Below are 25,501 nucleotides of genomic sequence, written 5' to 3'. Positions count from 1 at the left end.
AGTTGGATTTAGATTTTCGGATAAGATTGATGCATTTGGTAGGGTTATTGGTACTCACCCCGTTTGAGTAGTAAAATATAAATCTTCAGTTATGAGAACAAACAGTAGAAATACCCGAAATGCCTTAATCCAGTGTGATCACCCTATTCAGGGACTCCAGCTAATTCGTAAAATGAAAAGAGCGGGCCAGCCTATCCCCAAAACACTCATTCTGAACGGTCCTCAATGCCAGCATACTCTGGATAGAATGCTTTTTAGATTGCAAACTCTTTTGGGAGAGGGCAGCCCAGAGCTGGTAGTGGTTCAGGATTAGTAGATTCCCTTCTTGGATTTTTTGTAGAGGCAGATCCTAAATAGAAAGGGCACCATCAGCAGAGCAAAAGGGCTTTTTTGGAGCTCGAAGGAATTTCCCGGTCTATCCAACTGGTTTTTAGGTTCATTCACCTAAAATTCACGCTATTAGTGAGTTAATGAGGGAATATTTGATTTCAAAAAAAATCAGGTCCTATGAAAAGCCGATACGCCCTACTTCTTGCTTTCGTCCTTACTCTTGTTATACAGGATGCCGGAGCCCAAAAGCTGAAACGAATCAAAAAGACCATAAATGCGGGCTTATATGCTAAGGCGCTGCGCATGATAGACGCCATAGATCAGCCTAAAGAAGAAGAGCATGAAGCACTTCAGTATTACAGAGGCGTTAGCTTGCTTCAGAGCTATCGTCAGGAGGAGGCCCTGGCTGCCCTCAAGAAATCTTCTCCATCAGTGGATGAAAAGTATCCTTACTATCTCACCCTGGCTTATTTACAGAATGACTCTTTGAAGGCCGCTCAAAGTGCCTGGGGACAAGTGGATACTACTCTATTATCTCAGGAAGAGCTGGAGCTACTCACTATCCATATGAACGCTTATGAATCCATCTATCTGAATAGAAAAGATGTGGTGGTTCAAAATCTGGGCCCAACGATCAACTCAGAAGGTCATGAATACAATGCCGTGATCACCAAAGATCAGAAATCGGTAGTCTATACCGTAAGGAGAGCTGAAATGGACGATATGGCTACCGATGGGCTGGCCTATGAGCAAATCCTGAAGGCTACCCTGGATGAAACGGGTTTGTGGGAAAACCCTCAGCAATTTGACAGACAGTCTTCGAAGAAACATCACGATGCCACTGTGCAGCTTTTTGATCACGATACCAAATTGGTGACCTACCACGATGAAGACCTCTTGTTATCTGAGCTTCGGGACGGTCAGTGGTCTATGCCCAAGTCACTCAATATGTTGAATCGGCTGGGTAGTGCTGAGACTCATTGCTCCATTAACGAAACTTTTGATACCATTTACTATGCTACCAACTTCTACTCGGCAAACGGAAATCTGGACCTGTATCAACTAACCAAAGGTGCAGATGGCTCATGGAACGAACCCACCCCGCTAAAGGAGCTTAATACCATTTACAATGATGACTCTCCGTACATGGCTGCTAATGGAGAACTCTATTTCAGTTCCAGAGGGCATAATTCTACCGGAGGTTATGATATTTTCAGGAGCAGGTATGATCGAGTGACTGGAAAATGGAGCAAACCCGAAAATCTTGGGCACCCCATCAATTCACCTTCAGATGATACCTATTTCAATGTATTCGGTAAAATAGCCTATCTGTCATCTGGTCGTACCGGAGGCTATGGCAATATGGACATCTACCGGGTATTCCTTTTTAATAAAGTAAGAATTACTGGCCAGGTAGTGGATGATGAGTCTGACGAAGCCCTACCCGGAGCAGAGGTGATGGTGGAAGGGCCGGACAGTACCTACACCGCCACTACCGATGAGATGGGAAGGTATGCTATGTTGGTTCCTATTGAGACTGTTTTCAAGCTAAGTGTCACTTACCAAAGCCAGCTGGTGTACGCGCAGCAGCAGGTCATAAAAGTGTTGCTGCAGGATCATAACGATAATGTGGTACAGCTGCGGGTGAATAAAGAGGGAGTGAATGGAGATGAGGTGCAGGAGCAACAAATAGCGATAGAAATGCTCAATGATTTCAATGTTGATCCTGAACGTCTGGTGCCGGGGGATATGGCTAAGCCCTTGCTGGCCACCATGAGGGTACATAAGCCTGAGAATCAGGAAGAACCCATCGCTGAAATTCCCATTCCGATCGTTCATTTTGAATTTGACCGGTCAGTGGTTACAGAACAGTACAAAAGCACTTTGCGACTGTTTGCGAATGAAATAAAGGATCGCCCGAGTCTGAAGCTTGCACTGGAAGGCTACACAGATAAAGTAGGAGCGAACGATTATAATAAATTGCTGGCCCTCAAACGTGCCAGTGCTGTGATGGATTTTCTCGTTGCGGAGGGTGTGTCCTCGGATCAGTTGAAGGTCAATGCCCTGGGTGAAGAGAACCCTCTGGAGGATACAGAAGGAGAGAGTCTGCTGAATCGCAGGGTGGAAATCAAGCTGATCAGCTCCTCCAGTGCAGGATTGGTTGCTAATTGAAAGAAAAACAGAAAAGTGCTTTTAAGGAATTTGAGAATGTTTTTTGGACGCTATGATGAATCAATGATGTAGTGCGAGGGTCGGTGTGATGTATTAATGTTGAGGTACCGAATGGACGACTTCAGCGAATATTTTTTCATCATTGCTTAGGCCTGTTGTGTTTTAATTTTTTCACAATGGGTTTGTACTGACGAAACCTTAAATCCAACCTGATGAAATCACCCTTACTGATCGTTTTGACCCTCATTGTAGTGGTCAGCTGCCATCAAAACGACAATGACACGCTTCTTTCTGGTCAGTTGATTGATGCTTATACAAATGAGCCGATAGCCAATGCCAGAGTATTTGTACTCGAAAATGGCCCTGAGACCACCACGGGAGCAAATGGATCTTTTCAATTTTCCAATGATGAAGTGAAGCTACTCGAAGATGTAAGTGACGGCTCTGGTGACTATGCCATTGCAGTGAGTCATTCTGATTACAGACCGAGGGAACTGAATGTGCGCCGTGGAAAAAAGACCCAGGTGGAGATGGCGCCTCTCGCTATTCCTACCTATTTCTATTACCCACCTGTACAGTTGAATGATGGCATTGCCACTGGTACCCTGAAGGATGCTAATATGGATCGGCAGCTGGTTCAGAACCTCATGGAGAAGGTGCAGGGCGATGGTTACAAAGAGATTCATAGTGTCCTGGTTTACCACAACGACATGCTGGTGCTGGAGGAGTATCTTTTTGGAAATAATGACACCATTCAGTTTGAAAACGACATAGCTGTTGATCGCAGTCCGGCACCCATCCAATGGTCAAGAAAAGACAAACATTACGTGGCTTCTGTCAATAAAACATTTACCTCCACTCTAGTGGGCATGGCACTGAATCAATATGGACATTCCGTAGAGGATAAGATTTCGGATTTTCTACCCCAGTATGCAGTGTATTTTGAAGACCCTAATAAAGCGGCTTTAAATTTCGAAGACTGCCTCACGATGACTGCAGGTTTTCAATGGGATGAATGGGGAGATACTGACCTGGCCAGGCTGTGGAAGTCTGATGATTTTGGTGATTTTGTGCTGAGCCGCTCAAATGCTGGTGCGGGCTCGGAGTGGAGGTACAACAGCGCCCTGCCCAATCTGATGCTGAAAGCCGTGGATGAAATGGTGGATGGCGGTGTACGGGAGTGGGCAGACGCCAACTTTTATCAAAAACTAGGCATCCGGGATTATAAGTGGCAGTCGCAGCCGGATGGGTATCCGGAGGGATCCGCTCGTATGTTCATTCGTCCCAGGGACATGCTAAAGATCGGGATTACCTATCTCAACAATGGCCGGTGGAACGACGAACAAGTGATCCCAGCCAGTTGGGTAAGCGAATGCTTTCAGGTGAAAGAGCAAACCACATCAGGAGACTATAGCTACCACTTCTGGATCAGAAACCTGGCAGACACCGAGTACCTCTCGGCGGATGGCGATGGTGGCAATTACATCAATGTATTTCCAAGCCTCGATATGGTGGTTGTGATCACTCAGGGGCTGTACCTGAAGTGGCCTTTGTATGTGACTCAGTCGGATGACATGATGAAAAACTTCATCATTCCGGCGGTGAATTGATTGGGCCCTCCTTTGTGATGGCAAGTTGAGAGAGATAATCGGACGACTCACCTAAGAATATCGACAGTTCACCGGTCAACGACTAACTCTGGTTGGTCAGGTGCGTGTTTTAAATCATAACCAAATCCCAACAACGTTATGAAAAACTATTCACGCATTTTATTGGCTCTCGTTGCCGTATTCGCCTTCACTTTTTCGAATGCTCAGGACCTCCCAAAGACCGGTGCTGTGATCAGAGTGGATGCTGATAAGGTGCAACTGGTGCCAGGTGAGACTTTTGAAACTACACTCACTATCGTACGTTCCAAAGCAGACAGAAAAACAAAATTTGAAACACCGGTGGTTCAGGAAATGGAAGGCTTGCATGCAAGTGTCTCAGCTACTGACCAGGCAGATACTTATTTGCTCAGGCTGACACCCACTACACTCCTGGAGGGTACGCACCTTTTGATTATCAAAGGTTCAGGTCCCAACAGAAGATACCTCACTTCAAAGGCACTGTCTGTGAAGATGACAGATGGGGAATCGCTGGCTTCTGTGGATCAGTAATTTTGTTGTAAATTCAATCCATGAACTGGGCTAAACGGTATGGCTTTAGAATTTCGGCTGGAGTACTCATCTTCTTTTTCTTGCGGCTGGGTCATTCTGAGATTCTCAGCGAGTTTTTTGTTTTTGAGCTGATCGATAAGATACTGCTGGTCTATACCGTAGGGGTAGTGCTGTTCCTTTGGGAGGTTTTGGATCGGGTATTTCTCTATTTTGAAAGGAAGAAGTACGACTATTCACGCTCCGGAGACTTATTGAAAGCCATCCTCATACTTACCCTTCTTACTTTTCCATTGGTAGTCACGGCGAGTGGTATTTCTGAGTTTTATATCAAACCAAGCCTCAACTGTCCGGTGTATGAGGAGGCCATTTATAAGGAAATCGGGCAGGGCCAGATATTTGCCTGGCTCATCATTGCTGCCCGGATTATCCAGCTCAATGCCGTGCAAAGTCGTCAGCTGGAACAAGACAAGGCGCTCGTACAGAAAGAGCTACTTCAGAGTCAATATCAAAATCTGAAAAATCAGATCAAACCACATTTTCTGTTCAATTCCTTTAGCGTACTTCAGTCACTTATCCATGTCAACCCTGCTCAGGCTGAAGAGTTTTTGTCCAGACTTTCAAAGATGTATCGATACATTCTGGAAAGTAGGGAAGAGTCTATGAGTACGCTGGAAAAGGAGCTTGAAATACTTGATCATTATCTGTTTTTACTGAGGGTGCGCCATGAGGAGCGCATTGAGGTCAGTATTGATGTAGACCCGTCCAAAAACAACTTTTTTGTGCCCACTCTCTCCCTGCAGATGCTCGTAGAAAATGCCGAGAAGCACAACCGGTTTTCTAAAAGCGAACCATTGCGCATTCATATCTTCACCGAAGGTGACTATTTGGTGGTTCAAAATCAGGTGAGTAAAAAGGGTGCAGAGGTAGTATCGACCAAGGTTGGTTTGGAAAACATCAGAAGTCAGTATGATCTGCAATCCGAACAATCGGTCATCGTGATCGAAAATGACCAGACCTTCACTGTTAAAATGCCCATACTATCCAGATTTAGACTTACATGATTCATATAGCCATAGTGGAAGATGAGCGCCTTTCGGCAGAACGGCTCAAGGTATTGGTGCAGGAGCTTTCTCCCGAATATTCCGTGGTGGCTCTTCTGGATTCGGTGGAGTCCACCATTCAGTGGCTCAAGGATAATTCTTCTCCGGATCTGATCCTCCTGGACATTCAGTTAAATGATGGCGTGGGCTTTGATCTACTGGCGGATGACCTGATCAGTTGCCCGGTGATTTTCACCACGGCCTATGATGAATATGCGGTGAAGGCTTTTAAATACAACAGCATCGATTACCTCCTGAAACCCATCGACAGGGCCGAGCTGGAGAATGCACTGGAGAAGTTCAAAAAGTATGGTGAGCGAACAGTCAGCCCTGAGGTCAAAGATCAGTTTGGTCAGGTGAGTCGTATGCTTTCAGGAAGCTATAAGAAGCGTTTTTTGGTCAAGTTAGGGGATCGGTTTCAACCCTTTACCGTGGAAGATATTGCCTACTTTGTTTCGCAGAATGATCTCACCTGCCTGGTGACCCGGAGCGGTGATAAATGGCCTATGGATCAGAGCCTGGATCAGCTGCAGGAGTTGATCAACCCACTGGATTTTTTCAGGATCAACAGGAAATTGATCATTTCATTACCGGCGATCAAAGAAATCCACAGTTACTTCAATAGCAGATTGGTATTGAAGCTTGACCCCCATGCAGACGATGAGGTGATTGTGAGCAGAGAGCGGGTGGCCAATTTCAAACGCTGGATGGACTTGTAGACTAGCTTACCAGCTCTATGCGGATGCCCACTCCGAGCATTTTTTCTCCATTTACCCATAGTGCCCGTGTGTAGATAGTGGTTTGATTGATCAAAGCGGAGCGTACCTGCTCTGCCAGTTCGGTTTTCAGGTACCCGATCTGATTTCTTTCCCTGGATAAAACTTTTACTGCATTAGGGTCAAATTCATTTTCGGGTTCCAGCTCCAGAAAAAGGGGATCATCCTCGGCTACTTCGCGCCTGATGATCTCCTGTCTGGAAGTGCCATCCGCATTTGCATGAGACACCCCCACGACCTTGGATTCGTAAACAAACGCTGATGGAATTTTAATGATTTTGGCCATGATGAGATTCAGGATTTCAAAGATAAAAAATCATTTCTGGCCTGCATAACTACCCCGCGCACGGAGAAAATAAATCCAGCTCCACCACTTGCTCAGAATCCATCACTCACCTTATATTTATTGTGAAAATGCGGGTGTAGCTCAGTTGGTAGAGCGTCAGCTTCCCAAGCTGAAGGTCGCCGGTTCGAGACCGGTTACCCGCTCTCTTGGACCTCAGGCTGCTTTTGAAGGGCGAGTGGTCTCACTCATGATCACCGACCTGATTGATTCTTTCCATTTTTCTCCCAGCAGGGCATGGAAACCCGCTTCTGAAGGATCATCATACTGAGTGTCGAAGATCGAGATGGTTTCTGTGTACAGTCCCAAAATATCCTGTATACCGATCAAAATCTGAACCTTGTCTTTTTTCTTATCGAGTTTACAATAGGTAGCATTTCCCAGAGCGATTACTTTATTCACCTCTGCGCCAGTCTGTCTGCTTTGGAAGACAAAAACCTTATGAATGCTGTCCAGCGCCAATGCTTTGTCCCCCCAGACCTCCTGCATGGCAAATTGGAATGCGTGGTCCTGCGACAGGTTCTTTAAGATGTTTTTCATTCTTTTGGTTCGGCTTTGACCGGCCCATACCAGATAAGCGATTGGGCCAAACATGGCCAATGCGAAGATGATGCCCATAATCAGGCTAAATGAGTCCATAATGTTGAGAATTGTTGGTTGAGGAGTTCCTGTCAGCAACAGGAGGTTGTTCTTTTTTTATTTAGACGATCGGATGCACCCAAGGTCACTGATTTAAGCAGTGAATATTTATGACTATCCAGATCAGAAATAGAGTACTACCTTAGGCTGCGCTGGTAGCGCCCTGTAGAGTGCCCGGATGTCATTGGCAGGCAGCTTCAGTCGAATATCGGGCGTGTATTCCTGTCCTTTCAGGCTGACCATCCTTTGTAGCCTGCTAGTCACTGTAGGGCGGTTTTCCTGCCTGAACCTGTACCTTGTCCATTGTTCAGCAAAAGTGGGATTAGGATGCTGCTCCAATATCAAATCAATCCCATGTGCCAGCCTGAGCCTGATATAAGCCGGGTTTTGTATAAGTGTGTCTGGTTCGTAAGCATTGAGGGCCGCCTCCACCGGGTCTTTTGGAGCCTGTCGTTCTACGATCGGCTCCTTCAGGATGGTGGAGTGGATGCTGATAATGGGTACCGGATCAGAAAAGAGGCCCAGATATAGCCTATTGGGTATACTTTTCAGTAGGGCATCATTTTCGATGGAGGGCAATTTGGATGTATGAATGATCACCCCATGGATGGCCAGGTGAATGGAGCTATCACGTAGGTTGACGATCAGGTGAATGGAATCCTCCTCGGCCAATTGGAGCTGGGCTTCCAGAAAGGCCTTTTTTCTGGCCAGACTGCTTACTTCTGATAGCTCATAGGCCGGATCATACTTCTGCATGTACAGACTGTCTTTGGCCTCCAGCTTTTCCTGCCATTGGCGCGCCACACCCGCAGGGGCTACACCCAGTTGGATCAGGAAGACGAGCAAAAGGAAACCGATGATCACTAGTGTAATTTTCATCTTAGTAGATATATACTTTGGAGCCGGTTTTCAGTGATTCGTAGGCCAGCTTCAGGTTGGCGTCATTGAGGCGAATACATCCATGGGTGACGGGCAGCCCCAAAAATCGCTGATAAAGGGTGCCGTGAATGAGATAGCCATCGCCGAGGCCCAGAGCATAATCACCCAGTACACCATATTCAAACCTGGAGGAGTGGTTCATAGAGGGGATAGGCAGACCATCTTCCACAAAGGCCCAGTCTGGTTTTTTCCACACAGGTGCTACGGTTCTCGATCTGATCTTGAACTCTCCTTTTGGAGTTTTAAACATCCACTGTTGATTGTCACCGTTTTTCAGCAAAATATAACTACCGGTACTGCATTTATCAGCATGAATGAGCTCAGACCCTCTATAAAGGGCGAAGGTATTGGCAGCGGTGTTTACGATCATGTAGGCACCTTTTGGGGTTTTTCCGGCCAGTTTCTTTTCCAGCTTCTCCAAATCACTTTGCAGCTGGAGGGTCAGGTCTGAAACGGCTGCTTCCTCCATTTCGTTAGCCGGGGGTGAACTCAGGATGGCCAGCGTACTTTTCTCTATCAGCCAGGGGAGTGTGAGTAGGAGGATAAAGGTGAGCAGACCATAGCCAGCCCAGGTAAGCACCCTTTTGCGGCGATCTACTGTTACCGGTATTTCTGGTACTATTTCTTCTGTCATTTGGAGGAAATTAAAGTTTGAAAAGGGACAAGAGACCCAACGATGACGATGCTGGTACCCACAGGGCACTGATCAAATACAACATCCATGTCGTCGTTTTGGAGCGCGATACATCCATCTGTCCAGTCGGTGCCCTTACCACCATGTCCATGCACCTCTATCAGGCCTCCTATAGCCGCACTGGGCTGTAGGACTCCATTTTTTTTATTTTGGGCAAAGCGTATTTTATCCGCTTCATTGGGGTAGTCCAGCAGGAGGGCCTTGTAGTATCGGGTGTCAGTGCCGGCTTTCTTTTTGACTACCCGGTAGATTCCTTCCGGCGTGGATTTATCGCCCTGGTGGTGTTTATCCCCGATCCAGTTGGAGCTGAGCTCTGAGGTGTAGGTTTTGTGTAACCTTCCATTTTTATAGACCTGGCAGGTGCGGGCATATTTATCTACAATCAGGCAGGTTTTTTTCTGTTTTCTGGATTCTTCAATGGTGGTATTGACCCAATGGTTCCATTCAGGAAAAGCTTTCATGTAGTTTTCCATGGTTTGTTCGGCATAGGTAGTCACCGTATAGATCAGCAGACCGGCACTGTCCAGTTTGCGTTTGGATTCGGGGTAATTTTCTTTTTGAAAAGCGCTCTTGGCCTGATCAAACAATATTTTTCCCAGGGCCAGGTCTGAAACTTGCTGCGCCTTCAGGGGGATGTGGGGGTAGAGCACCTGGAAGCTGGTCAGGTGATCCTGTATCTGACTGATTTGTAATGAAACCTCAGATTTGAGTTTGGCCTGGGTCTCATGGATTTCTTTCACAGAGGTAATGGCCAATAGAGCCGCACGCTCTGCATATGTCCGGGTGAGGTCGTAGTTTCTAAAGAGAAAAATTCTTTCATTTTCCCGCTGCCATAGGGTCATGGCTGAGTCGTAAAGCCTGGTGGCTTCATCGAGGGATGATTGAGCATATAGACCGGAGTTGGTCTTCAATGCAGTGGTAATATGCTGCCTGGCCAGTCCCAGTTGGTCTTCTGGCGAGGGAGATTTGATGAGGTACAAAATGATGGTGGTGGCTGTAAGAAGCATCACAAGTACAGTGATCGACCACTTGAGTGGAGGTTTTGACATCAGGAGCTGAAAAAATGAGGTTTCTCAACAGCATCCAGCGCTGTTGAGAAAACCTCAAATTTTTACTTTATTAACCTCTTTTAGCTTTGGTGTTCGCTTTGTATTTGGCGATCACGTCCTGCAACTCGGTGTTGATAGCCGCTGCCTTTTCCTTGGCCGCTTTGGTCAGGTCCAGACTTGCTAAATACTCACCTTTCTCAAACAGGCTTCCGGATTCTGAAACAGTGCTTTCGATGGTAGAGAGTTCACCCTGTATGGCCAATAGGGCCGTGGTGCCTTCTTTACCTTTTGGAGCCTCTGTGATCAGCTGCTTATTAGCCTCTATCAGAGATTTCACTTCAGCGATTTCCGCTTGAATCTGATTCTTAAGTTCCTCTTTGGTGGTTTCTGTTTCCTGTTTCACCATTGTTGCCAATTGTGCCACAGAAGCCAGACCTGCCTTTGAAGCCGTGAAGTTTTTGAAGAGTTTAGTCTTTTGAGCTTCTACGGTTTCTATCACCGCTTTCATAGAGTCCTCAAGAGCCAGATAGCTCTCAGTTGCATACACTTCTGCACCAGCTGCCTTGGCCTCATTGATAGCCAGAGTAGCCTGGTCAATTTCCGCCTGTGGTACATCCCCACAACTAGTGAATAACACAGCGGCCAGACCGAATGCAGCAAACGCTTTTAAATATTGATTCTTTTTCATTTTTTTCTAATTGTTCTTGTGAAAGATTAAATGTTATATTTCATTTTAGATTGAGACGCACCACCTGCATAAGGTAACTGAGAAATGAAATTTATTTTTTTGAAAATTTTTTAAAGTGGCAATGAGTACCGATTTGGCAACGTGGTCCGATGCAGAGCTGATAGAAAAGCTCAAGGAAGGGAATGCCTCCAGATTTTTTCAGGAGCTGTACGAGCGGTATTATAAGAAGGTGCTGGACAAGTGTTACAGCTTTGTGAAAAACCGGGAAACGGCCCGTGAGCTGGCAGAGGATGTGTTTTCCAAGACTTTTGAGAAAATCGGATCTTTTAAGCAGAAGTCCTCATTTTCTTCCTGGCTATACTCCATTACTTACAACCACTGCATAGACTACCTGCGGGAAAAGAAGAAGCTGCACTATCCTGAGTGGAACAAGGAAAATGAAATTCCTGAAATCATCGATGAGTCCGACGAGGCACTCTCAGAAATCACCTATGAGAATCTGCTACTGATCATGGAGGAGATTCACCCCGAGGAGAAGGCACTGCTGCTGATGAAATACCAACACGACTTATCCATCAGGGAGATCAGTACTTCGCTGAGAATCAGTGAGAATGCGGCTAAAATGCGGTTAAAAAGGGCGCGTACCAGGGTGGTGTTTTTGTACACTCAAAAATATTTAAAGCACGGATGATGGGTTACTTTCCTGGTTATTTCCGTCATTATAAGAAATGTAAGGGCAATGGATGATTTTTTGAAAAAGGTAATTGACGGGAGTGAAGCGACCCCACCAGAGTCATGCTTACTCACTTTTGACAGAAATTTCCCCAAAGCGATCAACATCGACTGGTCGGAGAAGGAGGCGAAATTTGAGGCCATATTTTACCAGGAGGATATCGAATACATCGCGATGTTTGACCAGCAGGGCCTCCTGGAAAAGTACACCATGTACCTGACTCCCGATTTGCTGCCGGTTGCCATCAAAACCCACATGGATCAACTGGGCGAAATTATGAACGCAGTGTTGATCAATGAAGGCAATCAGCTTTTATACGAAGTGATCATCAGGGATGCAAATCTCAAGCGCTATGTGCTCATGGTGGATCAGTTGGGTAAGGTTTTGGAGGAGCGAAAGCTCTGATGAAGGGGTGTTCTGGACAGTAGGTCAGCGCCGTAATCTATTTGGAAAAATAAAGATGAAAAAAAATCCACGAAAGGTGTGACTTAATCGTTATTTCTCGTCCTAACTTTTACAAAGAGAAAACTGACATAATGAAAAGAATTTTTACATACCTCATCCTGCTTCTTTCTGGAATAGGCGTATTGTTGTTTGTGCTCAATCACAACAAAACAAAGACTCAGGATCCCGAAGACGAGGAGGTATAAACTACCTTCGGACCTGTGTGGTCCCTTCCGTAATATCTTTTGAATACTCAGCGAAAACAGTTGGGCCGGGGTGTTTGTTGGTAAAGCAGACTGGCTTGATGCTTTGGTGTGTTTTACCGTGAGTTGGCTTTTGCAAAGTTTAATCCATCAAAAATGAGAGGCACCCCCGCTCTTTAGGGAGTGCATAGCTGACTTTGGTTACCTTTATCCTACAGACAAGACCCTATTTTCAATGAATTATACAAAAGGCTTTATTCTCCTGGTGTTATTTGGCAGCCTTATAGGTGTCACGACTGCCCAGAGCAACCAGACCGTTACAGATGCTGCGATCAGCAAAATGATTAACGCTTATAAGTCGGATCCCAAAGGCCCTTATAAGGACATCCGCTGGTTTTGCAAAGATGGCTCCACAGTGGCTCCGCAGGAGCGATGCCCCGAACCCGGAGTGCAGCGGGCACGGTATAAAGACGAAGTGGTGGCTTTGGGCGCGAGTCATCATATTTTTTTAGGGCAGATCCTTTCTACCACGGCGCACGAGGATTTTTGGGACTCAGAATACCAGGGGTCTCGGATGAAACAATACAGTCTGGAACAATACCTCCGGGCCAATGATGGCGGTTGGATCAACAGAAGAGCGCAGTTTTATCGTGGTGCTTTTCAGGCTGAGGATGAGGAAGCCTGGGGCCTGGCTTACCTGCAGTGGTTGCTCGAGGATAAAAGCCGGCTCGTAGGTCAATTCTTTTTGATCCGCCAAAGTGCAAAGGACATCCCGCACTCAGGCGACAACAACACTGCTCAGAGTGTCAGAGCCATTTCCAAGGAAATTTCTGATGTGTATAATCCATTCATGGACCTGCGCGTGAAACTGCACGGTCAACCGGAAGAATCCGACATACAAAAAGTACGGGACTTTCAGGCCGCACATTCGGCTAAGCTGAACGCTGAGCTCAAGGAGAAGTTCACGAGCCTGCTGGCCCAGATGGAGATTTTTTATCAGCCTGTGGCCATCAGTGATTTCAAAAGCCTGGCTAAAAAGGTGCCTAATAGCTTGCCGGCAAATGGCACACTGGTTGACTTTATGGAGCAGTACAGCCGAGCCAGGACCAGCGGGGATCGCTGTGAGCTGATCGCCACGACAGGCCTTGCCTTACGTCGGCAGATCGTCAATCCAATGAAATCAAGTGCTCGCCTGGCACTGATGGATGCTTCCATCAAGATGGAGGCCATGCTCATCAGAGAGTCAGTGCTGTGGAGGCCTGAGACACTTGCAGAGCTACTCATCAAATCTAAAACCCTGGCTCAGGCAGCGACTGGCTTTGGTTACCTCGAAATCTGGGAGTGGGAGACGCTGGATGCCAATCTAATCATTGTCGCCGATGGTGAGATAACCCTGAAGGAACTTGGAGATGACCTGGATCACCTTCGGAGGTCGGTAGAGTGGAGCGCCGGGACGTTTAGAGCTACTTATCAGGAGGTGGTGAAGCGTTATGGTTCATTTGAGCCTCTGGCCAATGGCTTCATCGACGACCGGGTGCGGGCTTCGTGTCTGTTGCAGCTGGGGAGCAGCGTATCCCTTTTGGGTGATTTCTTTGCCGATCAGGCGGGATTTTCAAACCAACTGTTGGGAATCAAAAATCAAAGTGCTGCCCGTGGACTCAACCCCGGATATGCCATGGGCGAGTTGGTGGTGACCAATCAGTCTCCAGAGGAGATAGAGGTGTCTGGTGATAAAATCTATGTATTCAACAGGCCTCCTGCCGACCTGAAACCGGTGGCGGGTATTGCCACGGTCACGGAAGGCAACATGGTCTCGCATGTCCAGCTGCTGGCCCGAAACCTGGGGATTCCGAATGCCGTGCTGTCCATGGAAAACCTGACGGCTTTGCTTCCATACAATGGAAAGAAGGTGTTCTACGCGGTTTCGAATAAAGGCACGGTACTGATGAAGCTGGCCACAGAGATGACTCCTGAAGAAAAGGCCCTCTTTGCCAAAAAGGTGAGAAACGAAGAGAAAATAAGTGTACCCGTGGAAATGATGGAGCTGGATGACGCCAGAATCCTGAACCTGCGGGACGTCAATGCCTCCAAGTCGGGCATCATCTGCGGCCCCAAAGCGGCCAATTTGGGCCAGCTGAAGCAGCTTTTTCCCGATCATGTGGTGAATGGTATTGTCATACCTTTTGCCATTTTCAAACAGCATTTTGACCAGGCGATGCCAGGCCAGGGGATGAGCTACTGGCAATACCTGAAAGCCACATTTAAGGTGGCGGGTGAAATGAGTACTGCCGGATCCACAGATGGTGAAGTGGAAAAGTACGTGATGGGCAGGTTGGAGGTATTGCAGGTGGCTATCAGGCAGATCAAGTTGATGCCCGAATTTGAGGCTGCTCTCAATGCGAAGTTTAAAGAAGCATTTGGGGTATCGCTGGGCAAGGTGCCGGTTTTCATCCGTAGCGATACCAATATGGAAGACCTCAAAGACTTCACCGGGGCGGGCCTCAACCTCACACTCTTCAATGTGTTGGATGCGCAAAAAATACTACAGGGGATCAAAGATGTATGGGCATCACCCTATACCGAGCGCAGTTATAAGTGGCGCCAAAAATATCTCCTTAATCCTGAAAACGTGTTTCCTTCCATCCTCATCATCCCCAGTGTGGATGCAGACTGCTCAGGTGTGCTCATCACCAAGGGAGTGACCACCGGAAAGCCAGATGATAACACCGTGGCTTTCAATAGAGGTGTGGGTGGTGCTGTGGAAGGGCAGGCAAGTGAAACCTGGCTGCTGGAAGCAGACAGAACCATCCTCTTGTCGCCCTCACGCGAGCCGGACTATACCTCCATCCCTGCCACGGGTGGCACCCTCAAAAAGCATACTACTTTTGAGGAGCCCGTGCTGTCAGAAGCCAATTTGGTGAGCCTCGGGGAAATGGCCGAAGCCCTGAAGGAAAAGCTGGGCGAGATAGGGATGAAGAGTCCTTATGATGTAGAGTTGGGATTCAGGAAGGACAAAATATGGCTTTTTCAGGTCAGACCATTTGTGGAAAACAAACGGGCAGCAGCGTCTGAGTTTCTCAGATCGATCACGCCTGTTTTAGCAGGGGATCAATTGATACCATTAAATACCGCCTTATGAAACTGACTATAAAGATTGTGCTTTCCGGGTTTTTAGGATGTGTGGTGCTTACTTCCGCCGACAACCTCTACCCAATAGATGGATATGAGCTTACCGGGATTCGCAGACTGAAGCGCCTGGAACTGATCATGGCTGGTGAGCTCAAGGAAGGTAAACCCATTTCTGGGGCTCAGAAGTCTATCAGCGACATCAAACTCAATCTTTTGGGTGCCAAAGGCGATAGTCTGGAAGCGTTGCCTGCTACGGATGCAAAATTTCAAAAATCCGTCAATGCACTTTTTCCGAATCTGGACGAAAGCTACTCGTTGGCCCTGCTGGACATTACTCCCGGTAGGCCGATGCGCTACGCTTCCCGAAAGGAAAATCTACAGTACCAGCCTGGTAGCGTAGGAAAAATTGCTGTGGCCACAGGCTTCTTCGCTGAACTGTCCAAGATTTACCCTGACTCTTTTGATCAACGAAGAGCACTGCTGCGGGATCGTTCGGTACGGGCCGGAAAGTGGGCCATGTATGATGAGCATACAGTTCCGATTTTTGATTTGGAAACCAGAAAGCAGGTGAAGCGAACCGTGGTAGAGACGGACGTGTTCTCACTGTACGAATGGTTAGATCACATGCTTTCTGTGAGTAACAATGGCGCTGCCAGTGTATGCTGGCGTGAGGCCGTGCTGATGCGGGTATTTGGTAAAGACTACCCCACACTCACAGAGGAACAAGCCGATGAATATTTCAGAACTACCCCCAAATCACAGCTCAGTGAGATTGCCAATTCGGTAGTCAATGATCCACTGAGGGCCCTGGGTATTACCACTGACGAATGGCGTTTGGGGGCATTTTTTACGAAGGGTGCGGGTTCTTTTATTCCCGGAAAGGGAGGGAGTATAGGTACCCCTTCAGGACTAATGAAATACCTGGTAGCGATGGAACGTGGCCAGGTGGTGGATTCTGCCTCCAGCCTCGAAATCAAGCGCATGCTCTACATGACCGATCGCAGGATCAGGTATGCAGCAGCTCCCCAACTGGCTACTGCAGCGGTGTACTTTAAATCAGGTAGCCTGTATAGCTGTAAGCAAGAAGAAGGATATCAGTGTGGTAAGTACATTGGCAACGTGAATAATTATATGAACTCCGTAGCCATTGTGGAGCATACCGATGGTACTACCTATCTGGTGGTGCTGATGAGCAACGTACTCAAGAAAAACTCTGCAAGCGACCATGCAGCTTTGGCTTCCAGCATTGACCGGATCTGCAAGTTGAAATAGACCTCTTTAGGAGGTTTTCGCTTGCTGCCCGAGGATTTTCGCTGCCTGTTCTCTGATCTTTTCGTGGTGGCTGTTGAGAAATGGCCGTACCATCTCTTTGTATTCCACTGAGCCAACGGCCTCTATGAGTTTGAAAACTGCCAGTTTCAATTTGGCATCACGCCCATCCAGTAGCATCACCAGGCATTTCTTTTCATCGGGTACAGTGACCTTCAGGTGGTCAATGATGTCTTTGCTGAGAACATCCAGCATGGCACTCTCTGCGATGGGGAGCAGCGCTTTTTTAAGTGTGGGCTCCAGTAGGTTATCCAGGTATTCTACAGAGTTGAGTCGTACGTGCTCATTGACACTCCTGATACCTTCATAGGCCGAGATGATATCATCCGGAGGGTACCTGAGGCCTATGAGCCGGAAAATCCGCTCCAGTGTGCCGTCCAGCCGCCTTTCCAGCAGGCTGGTGAGCTGGGTGCGTGCTTCTTTTATCTGTGCCGACTCATGTACGGGTAGCAGCTGACGCTGTTTGTAAAACACTCCAAGGATATTTTTGTAGACATTGCATTCGTCTATGACGTGACCAAGAATGTCCTTTTTGTTAATCCGAAGATGAGGAAAATCACGCTGGAGTGCATTGAGCGACCTTAGTGCCTCCAGACGTAGCATTACGTCATTGGTATTGAGGAAGGAGAGGAGTACTTTCACCGAAGCATAGGCATCTATGCGCTCCAGTACTCCGGGAATCATGTGGGTGACTTCCGCACGTGTCGTAGCATTGCGGACCACCCGGTCCAGCTCCGGGAGGATGCCCACACCATAATTGAGCAACGCCAATTGGGCATTTTTTCGGGTTTCCCGGGGTACCAGAAACTCTGCAAGCCGCTCTATAAAGGTCACATTCATGGTGAACCCTGCCGCAAGGATGGCCTCATTGATCACGCGAACTTCCTTGTCGTCCATGAAGCTGCGGATGATGGGATAAAAGGCGGGAATATTGGCATGACCAGCCGCTCTGAGGATCATTACTTTATAGAGGTATTTCTCCTCCGGATTTTCAGAGAGACCGATGTAATCGATCTTTTCGTGAATACGCTGCTCCACCTTCAGCAGGCGTTTCATCTCTTCATTGTTTCGTGCTTCCTCAGCCAGCCCTACCAGCGCCGCACCGCTGATGGTAGGATCGCTATGGGTCAGGTAGTTATGAATGAGGTTGATTCGCTGTTCTTTGGTTTGACGCAGGAGCTGGGCAAACGCTTTGTACCGCACTTCCTGATCAGGATCAGAGAGGAGGCCCTCCAGAACCTGCGGATCCACCGTTTTTTCCAGATAATAAATGGACTGCAATGCACGGGCTCGTACAATAGGGGATTGATGAACTAAAAACTGACTGACATTATCGAAAAGCCGTTTGTCAGGAATCTCCCGCACCTTATCCAGCACGTAGAGAATTTGCTGCTCAGTGCCGGTTTCCAGTGCACGTTTGAGTCCGTTTAAAACAGAAATATTGCTGTAATCCGGCTGCACATTCTTCTTGTCAATCTGCGCAAGTTTAGATTTGAAAGAGTTGAGGTATTCCTGCCTCACTTTGAGTGCCACCCAGATCCAGATGATGAGAATGAAAATGGTGAGGATACTCACCGCTCTGACGGACAGGTCAAGGCCATTGATCAGGAAAATGAGCATCAAACCGGCCAGTCCTGTGGCAGCCAGGTCCACGAATACGTCTATGAAACTTTTCGTCTGACTTTTAATACCTGACGGAATGGGTAGTGCCAGAAGCTCTGTAGCGGATTTATTGACCGACTGCTTCACGGATACTTCCCACAGCCTGGTGAAAATCCCCGCCCAAAGCACGGGCGCGAAGAGCAAAAGAGAAGACCCTAATAGAATACCACCGGGCAAAGCAAACAGGGAAGTGCCTACGCCATAGGTACCCACTATTCGCCGGGTGAGAAAGAGCTGTATGAGCAGGGAGACCACATTGAAGGTGGAAAGCCAAAATCCGAAAAAGGATGTGAGCTCATCCGGATCATCAAAGGACTGGACCGCCACACTGCTAAACTGAAACTCGATGAGTTTGGAAACAATCACGCCAATGCCGATGATCAGCGCGAGGTAGGTGAGGTGCTTCGACTGGCGGATGAGCCAGATCGGGTGATCACCAAAATCCTTCATCCGTTTTTTCCGTTGAAAGCGGGTCAGCTTGGGTATGTGTCGTGTCCAGATCACATTGTTGAGGTAGATACAGACACACAGAAGGCCGGCACCAAAAAAGATCAGGTTGGTGCCTTCTATGTAATTGGCCATGATGGAGGTCATGTATCCACCAGCCACACCTCCGGCAATGGGGCCTGCGCCAATAAAGCTAAAGAGACGCTTGGCCTCTCGCGCATCAAAAGCCAGGTTGGCCATGATCCAGAACTGAGAGGTGCTTAGTACGGCGAAGATGGCCACGATGACATAGAGCACATAGAGCACCAGTGCCGGTGAAATGCTGAGTTTAAGCAGTATGCCAAAGAATGTCAGCAGGATCACGGAGATCAGCAGGGTGGAGTTGGAAATACGCCGAAGCGAGCGGCTACCCAGCGCTCTGGAGTAAATCATGGACACCCCCATGGCGCTGATGGCCACCATGAGAAACATGAGGGGCAATTGGTCAACGCCCATCATGGAGAGGAACTGGGCGTTGACTACAGGTTTTATGACCAGGAGTGTGAATATCAGCAGGAAAATATTGAGCTGCATGAGCAGCACCCGCTGGTATTCTCCTTCACGTACATCAAAAGTCCTGAGTAAAAATGCTTTTATAAGATCTTTTGACTGCTCTAACAATTTTTAAATTTTCGGTTTTAATTTTTTATCCACTTCCATGATGAGTTCACGCATGATCTTTTCACCATCTTCATCCTCTACCAGGGCCACCAATATATACCTTCTCCACGTAGGACCCCAAACGAGTGCTGAGTCAGAATGATAATTTCTCCACGATCCTGATTTTCGGAAAACCTGTGCCCGTGGCGCCACCTGATCCAGGGTGTTGACAAATTTATGGTGCAGCATGGGATCTCCTAAGTAGGCGAGCATTTGTTTTGAGCGCTCATAGTTCACGAGCTGCCCAAAGGCCAACAGGTAATAGTACCTGCACACCTGTGTGGCTGTGGCACCATGGCTGATGTTTTTCAGTGGATCGCCATTTCTGGGTCCCGTGCTGGCGTAGCGCTTGCCTACCCAAAGGCCACCCCCTTTTTCTTCGTCGTAGAAGTCGTATTTGGGGTCCTGCATTACTTCAGCAATCTTATCCAGACCTACCCGGTCTATCATCCTGGTGGTGGCTGCATTGTCACTCTTGGCGATCATCATGCGCATGTCGGATTTTATCTCATCGGTTTCCTCCAGCAGCCCCTGATCGATCGACTCTGTGGCTGTCAGCAGTACGGCTATTTTGGGGAGGCTGGCAGCATACATCATATCGTTGCCATTGACCCGGGCAAACTTCACGTTGTAGGAGTCCCTTAAGTCCACGAGTCCGATGCACATCTTCTTTTGACTGGCCAGCGTCGCCCACTTTTTATTGGAAGCAATGATGCCATCCAGGTCTTTTTGCAGGGAGCTGTTCAGGAGTGTGGTGAGTGGACGGATCAGTGAGTCATTCATCACGATCGGCAGTCCGGCGGGCTGCATCTCAGCCCTGTTTTCGGCGGATGAGGACCGGGAACTGTTGGGGAAGTTGATGAACCGCATGAAAATACCAATGGTGACAATTACACCCAGTGCGACCAGAAGCCTCTTTTGGACGGAGAGCTTCTTTCCTTCAAATGAAATTGAGTTTTTTGTGGTTTCCATCACCTCGGCTGTTGCTTTTCTAAAGGTAATAAAGAGATAGGTAAATGATTTCCAAAATCACTCGACCTGATGTTCGATGTTTTCAAATGGGTGCTGTTTCTAAAATAGACGTTCATAGAGAATCTTCCCTGGGGTGGATTGACTTCCTTTCAGAATCAGGGCTTATGCCGTGTATATAGCATTTTCCCTATGTCATTGCCCAAATTGATGATCCTCAACGTATGGACGATCGGGAATGTTGTGCTTTTGACCGGTCGGTAAAAAATAAAATTTCAGCGCCCTGAAATGGTGTGATTTAGGGCCTTTTTGGCCTCATGCTAGGGAATAAAAGTCCGATCTTAAGATGCTTTGAATGGCATTTTGTATGATGTTTCCAAGGGTCAGAAATACCGATTCTCATCCCTCAATCGCCCAGCCATTTTCTGAAATGGCTTGCCTTTTCGGCACTCACTACCACGTCTTCTTCCAGTTTGGGATTCAGCTCTATCAGGAGCTTGCCTTTGTGGTATCGGTGTACCGCCGATATGGACCTGAACTGTACAATAAACTGCCGGTTGGCACGGAAAAATTTATTGGGATCCAGCTGCGTCATGAGTTCATCCAGGGCCTGATCCAGCAGGTAGGTTCGGCCCTGGGTAGTCGCCATGTGTACCACGCCATGTCGGGTTTGAAAATAGGCCACATCCTCTGTCTCCACTGAGACCAGTTTGTCTCCAACTTTCGCCAGAAAACGGATTTTGTAGTCTTGCCCGCCCAGCTTTACATTTTTCAGGAGCTCGCTCATATCCACCCCTCCGCCGAAGACCCTCTTCATTTGCTGGTATTTGAGGAGGCTCTTTTCCAGGTCTTCTTTTTTGATGGGTTTCAGCAGGTAATCAATGCTATTGACCCGAAAAGCCTTCAGCATGTATTCGTCAAACGCGGTGGTGAAAATAACGGGCCTGGTAATAGGCACTCGATCAAAAATATCGAATGAAATGCCGTCACTCAGCTGGATGTCACTGAAAATAAGATCTGGAATGTGGTGGTTGTTAAACCATTTTACACTTTCCTCCACACTGTCCAGCACCTCCACGATTTCAATATCCGGATTGATTTCTTCGAGCAGCTTTTGTAACCGACGAAAGGCCGGTGCCTCGTCTTCAATGATCAGGACCTTCATACGGCGATGTTTCGGTTTTCTATCAGGTCGATCAACGGAATAGCAACCATGTAGTTTTTGGGGGTGGTGATGATCTCAATTTGCCTGTTGCCCAGGTATTCATAGCGTTTTCTGATATTGGCCAATCCGGTTTTTGTGGACTTCTCGATCACCGGACGCTTTTGCAGATTGTTCTTCACTACGATGGAGGATCCGTTCTCTACATACACATCGATGTGGAGCGGATCGGCTTTGGACACCACATTGTGTTTGATGGCATTTTCTACCAGCATCTGTATAGTCAACGGCGCAATGCTGAGGTGCTCATATTTCTTGTCTACATTGAAGGTGGCTGTCAGGTTATCCGGAAAACGCATTTTTAAGAGGTACAAATACGATTTGGCAAAGTCCAGCTCCTCATGGAGATGTACCAGGTCCCGTTCTTTGTTTTGCAAGATGTAGCGATATACTTCAGAGAGTTTCTGTGTGAAATCAATAGCCACCTGCTGGTTTTCCGCGATCAGCGTGGTGAGGGTATTCAGGCTGTTGAATAGAAAATGGGGGCTCATCTGGTTTTGCAGCACCTCGAATTGGGTACGAATCTGCTGATTTTTGAGCTCCTCATTTTGTTGGATAGATTCCTTCCATTTTTCAAAGAAAAAGACCGTTTCGTAGATCGTGCCAATGATAATTGCCAGAATGATGTTGAGCATGAAGTATTCTGAGCAGGCCAGGAAAACCCCACTCAGGGTATATTCCACCAGACCAAGTGCCATTTTGAAGGGAATCCCACCGATGCTCATCCAGACGAAGAGCGCCATGTAAGTGAGAAAAAGTCTTTTGTACGTTTGGCTGATCTCCGGAAACACTTTGCGAAACCACATAAAGAGGAGATAGGCGCCGTTCCAGTAGATGGCCGTGAAAGCCACCGAAACGAAGTAATGTGACCAAAAGGGTAGGGCGGCAGCTGGTGTTCCTTCCTGCTCTGTGAACATCACCAGAAACCCGACGAGGAAGATTCCTACCCAGCGCACGTGTATTTCCCTGATTTTGAAGTTTTTCATAAGGATCCCTAAAAACTGATATAAAGCTAACCAGAATTTGAAAGGCTGGTTAACGAATTGCCCCTGAGGCCGTATTTGTGTGCTTCGAAACCGGAAAATCACGGGCCGAACCCCGATGATCTGTCGTTGTGATATGCAAACCCATTTCATAGGGCCATATACACGGTTCACCTGATTGCTTTATGGACTCACACGGAATTGCCTACCAGGCATTTCTCTACCCCCGTAGATTCGAACAACTGAACCAAAACACACGCTTATGAATACGCTTACTATTCGCAATCAGACTGTAAAGATTTTAATTGGGATCGCCCTGGCCCTTTTTCTGGTCTCCAATTCCTTTGGGCAAACGCAGGTGATCAAGGGAAAAATCATCGACGCACAGGCAGAATACGAACTCATTGGGGCCACGATCCTCGTGCTGGGGAGCGAGCCGATGCTGGGCACCATCACGGATGTAGATGGAACCTTCCGACTGGAAAATGTACCTGTAGGAAGGCAAACCCTGGCCGTGCAATATGTGGGCTATAAAAACCAGACCATCCCCAATGTACTGGTGACGGCAGGTAAGGAGGTGATCCTGCAGATCAAGTTGGAGGAATCGGTGGAAAACCTGGAAGCCGTGGTGGTGACCGCCAGTGCCAGCAAAGACCTGCCCATCAATGAAATGGCAAAGGTGAGTGCCCGCACGTTTAGCCTGGAGGAAACCACCCGCTTCTCTGGCGGGCGAAACGACGTGGCTCGATTGGCCACTTCCTTTGCAGGGGTGAGTGCACCCAATGATTCGCGAAATGACATTGTGGTGCGGGGAAATTCACCCACCGGTCTGCAGTGGCGGATCGAGGGGATTCCTGTGCCTACCACGAACCACTTTGCTACGCTGGGGGTAACTGGCGGGCCGGTGAATGCGCTTAACACCAACATTCTGAGAACATCAGATTTCCTGACGGGGGCTTTTCCGGCGGAGTATGGCAATGCCAATGCGGCCGTTTTTGATGTGAATTTCAGAAATGGAAATGCCGACAAGTTTGAATTCACCGGACAAATGAGTGCCTACTCGGGCATGGAGCTGATGGCAGAGGGGTCAATCAACAGGGAAAAGAATTCTTCCTTTGTAGCCACCTACCGCTACGGCATAGCCAGCCTGGCCGCCACCGGTACCAGCGCTGTGCCTTATTATCAGGATTTTTCCTTTAAGGTGAACCTGGGGGAAACCAAAATCGGGAAATTCGAAGTGTTCGGACTTGGTGGCTTGAGCAGCATTGATTTCAAAGGCGACGAGGTGAAAGAAGGAGACCTGTTTGCTGACCCGGCCGTGGATGCCTACATCGACAATACCCTGGGGGTAATAGGAATGTCGCACTTGATGCGACCTAACAAAACGACGTACATCAAAACCACCGTAGGTGCATCCACCACTCAAAACAACTACTACCAGGACAACTTGCTGAAAGACAATGGCGGAGAGACCGTTGGGAAATTCAGGGCAACGAACGTGGAGACGGCGGACAGTCGCTACACCCTCTCCTCGGTGGTCAACAAAAAGTTTAATGCCCGGTGGAACCTTCGGGCCGGCTATCTGGGCGAGCTGTATCATGCAGATTTCCTCTACAACGACCGGGACAACCGGGCCGAAATACCGGATGAAAACAACGATGAGATCCCGGACTATTTCATTCCGGTGCGCAATGTGAGCGAATACTACCTGCTGTCGCGGGTTTTTGGTCAGGCAGAGTATAAGCTCACTGACAACCTGAGCACCACCTTTGGGGTGAGCACCCAGTACCTCGGTCTGTCCGAGAGGTTTTCCGTAGAACCACGGGCGGCCCTCAGCTATCAGTTCACCCCCATTCAGCGGATCAGCCTGGCCTATGGTCTGCATTCGCAAATGGCCCCTTCGCCCATCCTTTTCTTGCAGGAAGAAACCAGCCCCGGTGTATTTGAGCGAACCAACAAAAACCTGGATTTTATCAAAAGTCATCATTTTGTGGCGGGGTACGACCGTAACCTGGGCAAAGACTGGCGATTCAAATCGGAGATCTATTACCAGCACCTGTACAATATCCCGGTGCAAAGCACCCCGAGCAGCTATGCCATCATCAACGAAGGGGCGGACTTTGTCTTTGACGAAAGAGGCTCGCTGGTCAATGAAGGAACGGGAAGAAACTATGGCCTGGAGCTCACACTGGAAAAGTTCTTTTCGAACGACTACTACCTGCTGATGACCACCTCGCTGTTTGACTCAAAATATAGCGGGAGCGACGGGATTGAGCGCAGCACCAGCTTCAACAACCAGTTTGTGTACAATGTACTTTTCGGAAAGGAATGGAAATTTGGGCCAGCCCAGCGAAATGCCTGGACGTTTGACACCAAGTTTACAACCTCTGGCGGCAAGCCCTATACGCCTGTGGACCTGGAAGCTACCCGGGCCAATGCCGGACGCGAGGTGCGGATGGACGAGATAGCCTACAGTGAGCGATATGCCAACTACTTCCGCTGGGATGTGAAATTTGGGGTGCGGATGAACAGCTCCAGGCGAAACATTTCCCACCAGTTTTTTGTGGACTTGCAGAACGTGACCAATCGCAAAAATGAATTTGTGCGCCGCTACAACGAGGTGACCGATGAGGTGAATTCCATTAAACAAATCGGCTTTTTTCCTGATGTCATGTACCGAATTCAGTTCTAGGTCGAAAATGGTTTTATTTTTTGGACTAACTGTTCTATCTTAATACCAAGGTCCCAACCAGCGGGAGAACAGATGAGGCTTGTTTCAAGGGGGAAACTAC

21 protein-coding genes and 1 tRNA gene are annotated in these 25,501 nt (G+C 47.9%); 12 read left to right on the top strand and 10 right to left on the bottom strand.

Features of this window, described 5'->3' with window-relative positions; translation table 11 throughout:
• Positions 1 to 91 precede the first annotated feature (91 nt).
• The 6 genes from GV030_RS18145 (at position 92) to GV030_RS18120 (ending at position 6,480) form a co-directional block, all read left to right on the top strand.
• A complete protein-coding gene (locus tag GV030_RS18145) occupies positions 92 to 313 on the top strand; it encodes a hypothetical protein (protein WP_159584778.1) in 222 nt (73 codons plus the stop codon).
• A 194-nt stretch (positions 314 to 507) separates the two neighbouring features.
• Positions 508 to 2,502 carry an OmpA family protein gene (locus GV030_RS18140; RefSeq protein ID WP_159584777.1) on the top strand — a complete coding sequence of 665 codons (1,995 nt, stop codon included), beginning with the start codon at positions 508 to 510 and terminating at the stop codon, positions 2,500 to 2,502.
• Positions 2,503 to 2,714: 212 nt separating this feature from the next.
• Positions 2,715 to 4,112 (top strand): serine hydrolase, encoded by a 1,398-nt coding sequence (locus GV030_RS18135; RefSeq protein ID WP_159584776.1) that lies wholly within the window; start codon positions 2,715 to 2,717, stop codon positions 4,110 to 4,112.
• A gap of 138 nt (positions 4,113 to 4,250) precedes the next feature.
• On the top strand, positions 4,251 to 4,661 hold the full coding sequence (locus GV030_RS18130) for a hypothetical protein (protein ID WP_159584775.1): 411 nt from the start codon (positions 4,251 to 4,253) through the stop codon (positions 4,659 to 4,661).
• A 20-nt stretch (positions 4,662 to 4,681) separates the two neighbouring features.
• Positions 4,682 to 5,722: a sensor histidine kinase gene (locus GV030_RS18125; RefSeq protein WP_159584774.1), complete on the top strand. Its 1,041-nt coding sequence runs from the start codon at positions 4,682 to 4,684 to the stop codon at positions 5,720 to 5,722.
• The gene (locus tag GV030_RS18120) at positions 5,719 to 6,480 is read left to right on the top strand and encodes a LytTR family DNA-binding domain-containing protein (RefSeq protein ID WP_159584773.1); all 762 of its coding nucleotides are present in this window, start codon (positions 5,719 to 5,721) and stop codon (positions 6,478 to 6,480) included. The genes GV030_RS18125 and GV030_RS18120 overlap by 4 nt, the downstream gene beginning before the upstream one ends.
• Before the next feature lies 1 nt (position 6,481).
• Here GV030_RS18120 and GV030_RS18115 read toward each other — a convergent pair whose 3' ends face one another.
• The gene (locus GV030_RS18115; protein WP_159584772.1) at positions 6,482 to 6,823 is read right to left on the bottom strand and encodes an HIRAN domain-containing protein; all 342 of its coding nucleotides are present in this window, start codon (positions 6,821 to 6,823) and stop codon (positions 6,482 to 6,484) included.
• Between the two features lie 130 nt (positions 6,824 to 6,953).
• On the opposite strand from GV030_RS18115, the gene GV030_RS18110 reads away from it, so the two are divergent.
• A tRNA-Gly gene (locus tag GV030_RS18110) sits at positions 6,954 to 7,026 on the top strand.
• 10 nt (positions 7,027 to 7,036) lie between these two features.
• Here the strand turns inward: GV030_RS18110 and GV030_RS18105 are convergent.
• From GV030_RS18105 to GV030_RS18085, 5 genes are all read right to left on the bottom strand, one after another.
• Positions 7,037 to 7,519 (bottom strand): hypothetical protein, encoded by a 483-nt coding sequence (locus GV030_RS18105; RefSeq protein WP_159584771.1) that lies wholly within the window; start codon positions 7,517 to 7,519, stop codon positions 7,037 to 7,039.
• Positions 7,520 to 7,642: 123 nt separating this feature from the next.
• Entirely contained in the window at positions 7,643 to 8,398 is a 756-nt protein-coding gene (locus tag GV030_RS18100) for a hypothetical protein (protein ID WP_159584770.1), read from the bottom strand.
• A 1-nt stretch (position 8,399) separates the two neighbouring features.
• Entirely contained in the window at positions 8,400 to 9,092 is a 693-nt protein-coding gene (locus GV030_RS18095; protein ID WP_159584769.1) for a L,D-transpeptidase, read from the bottom strand.
• The gene (locus tag GV030_RS18090; RefSeq protein ID WP_159584768.1) at positions 9,089 to 10,201 is read right to left on the bottom strand and encodes a murein L,D-transpeptidase family protein; all 1,113 of its coding nucleotides are present in this window, start codon (positions 10,199 to 10,201) and stop codon (positions 9,089 to 9,091) included. Before GV030_RS18090 ends, GV030_RS18095 begins: the two co-directional genes overlap by 4 nt.
• A 70-nt stretch (positions 10,202 to 10,271) precedes the next feature.
• Positions 10,272 to 10,889: a hypothetical protein gene (locus GV030_RS18085; protein WP_159584767.1), complete on the bottom strand. Its 618-nt coding sequence runs from the start codon at positions 10,887 to 10,889 to the stop codon at positions 10,272 to 10,274.
• Positions 10,890 to 11,010: 121 nt separating this feature from the next.
• On the opposite strand from GV030_RS18085, the gene GV030_RS18080 reads away from it, so the two are divergent.
• The 4 genes from GV030_RS18080 (at position 11,011) to GV030_RS18065 (ending at position 16,670) form a co-directional block, all read left to right on the top strand.
• The gene (locus GV030_RS18080) at positions 11,011 to 11,580 is read left to right on the top strand and encodes an RNA polymerase sigma factor (protein WP_159584766.1); all 570 of its coding nucleotides are present in this window, start codon (positions 11,011 to 11,013) and stop codon (positions 11,578 to 11,580) included.
• 48 nt (positions 11,581 to 11,628) lie between these two features.
• Entirely contained in the window at positions 11,629 to 12,027 is a 399-nt protein-coding gene (locus GV030_RS18075; protein WP_159584765.1) for a hypothetical protein, read from the top strand.
• 477 nt (positions 12,028 to 12,504) lie between these two features.
• Positions 12,505 to 15,408: a PEP/pyruvate-binding domain-containing protein gene (locus tag GV030_RS18070; protein WP_159584764.1), complete on the top strand. Its 2,904-nt coding sequence runs from the start codon at positions 12,505 to 12,507 to the stop codon at positions 15,406 to 15,408.
• Positions 15,405 to 16,670, top strand: coding sequence for a serine hydrolase (locus GV030_RS18065; protein WP_159584763.1), 1,266 nt, complete (start codon positions 15,405 to 15,407; stop codon positions 16,668 to 16,670). Before GV030_RS18070 ends, GV030_RS18065 begins: the two co-directional genes overlap by 4 nt.
• A gap of 6 nt (positions 16,671 to 16,676) precedes the next feature.
• Here the strand turns inward: GV030_RS18065 and GV030_RS18060 are convergent, their stop codons facing one another.
• From GV030_RS18060 to GV030_RS18045, 4 genes are all read right to left on the bottom strand, one after another.
• Positions 16,677 to 19,496 (bottom strand): Npt1/Npt2 family nucleotide transporter, encoded by a 2,820-nt coding sequence (locus GV030_RS18060; protein WP_159584762.1) that lies wholly within the window; start codon positions 19,494 to 19,496, stop codon positions 16,677 to 16,679.
• A 3-nt stretch (positions 19,497 to 19,499) separates the two neighbouring features.
• Positions 19,500 to 20,507 (bottom strand): serine hydrolase, encoded by a 1,008-nt coding sequence (locus GV030_RS18055; protein WP_221413409.1) that lies wholly within the window; start codon positions 20,505 to 20,507, stop codon positions 19,500 to 19,502.
• Between the two features lie 403 nt (positions 20,508 to 20,910).
• On the bottom strand, positions 20,911 to 21,669 hold the full coding sequence (locus GV030_RS18050; protein WP_159584761.1) for a LytTR family DNA-binding domain-containing protein: 759 nt from the start codon (positions 21,667 to 21,669) through the stop codon (positions 20,911 to 20,913).
• Positions 21,666 to 22,712, bottom strand: a complete 1,047-nt coding sequence (locus GV030_RS18045; RefSeq protein ID WP_159584760.1) for a sensor histidine kinase — start codon at positions 22,710 to 22,712, stop codon at positions 21,666 to 21,668. Before GV030_RS18045 ends, GV030_RS18050 begins: the two co-directional genes overlap by 4 nt.
• A gap of 259 nt (positions 22,713 to 22,971) precedes the next feature.
• Between GV030_RS18045 and GV030_RS18040 the strand changes: the two genes are divergently transcribed.
• Positions 22,972 to 25,401, top strand: coding sequence for a TonB-dependent receptor (locus tag GV030_RS18040; RefSeq protein WP_159584759.1), 2,430 nt, complete (start codon positions 22,972 to 22,974; stop codon positions 25,399 to 25,401).
• Positions 25,402 to 25,501: the final 100 nt, after the last annotated feature.

The organism is Marinoscillum sp. 108, from assembly GCF_902506655.1.
GTDB classification, from domain to species: domain Bacteria; phylum Bacteroidota; class Bacteroidia; order Cytophagales; family Cyclobacteriaceae; genus Marinoscillum; species Marinoscillum luteum.
The sequence above is the reverse complement of the archived record's forward strand: the minus strand, read 5'-3'. Positions and strand labels throughout refer to the sequence as shown.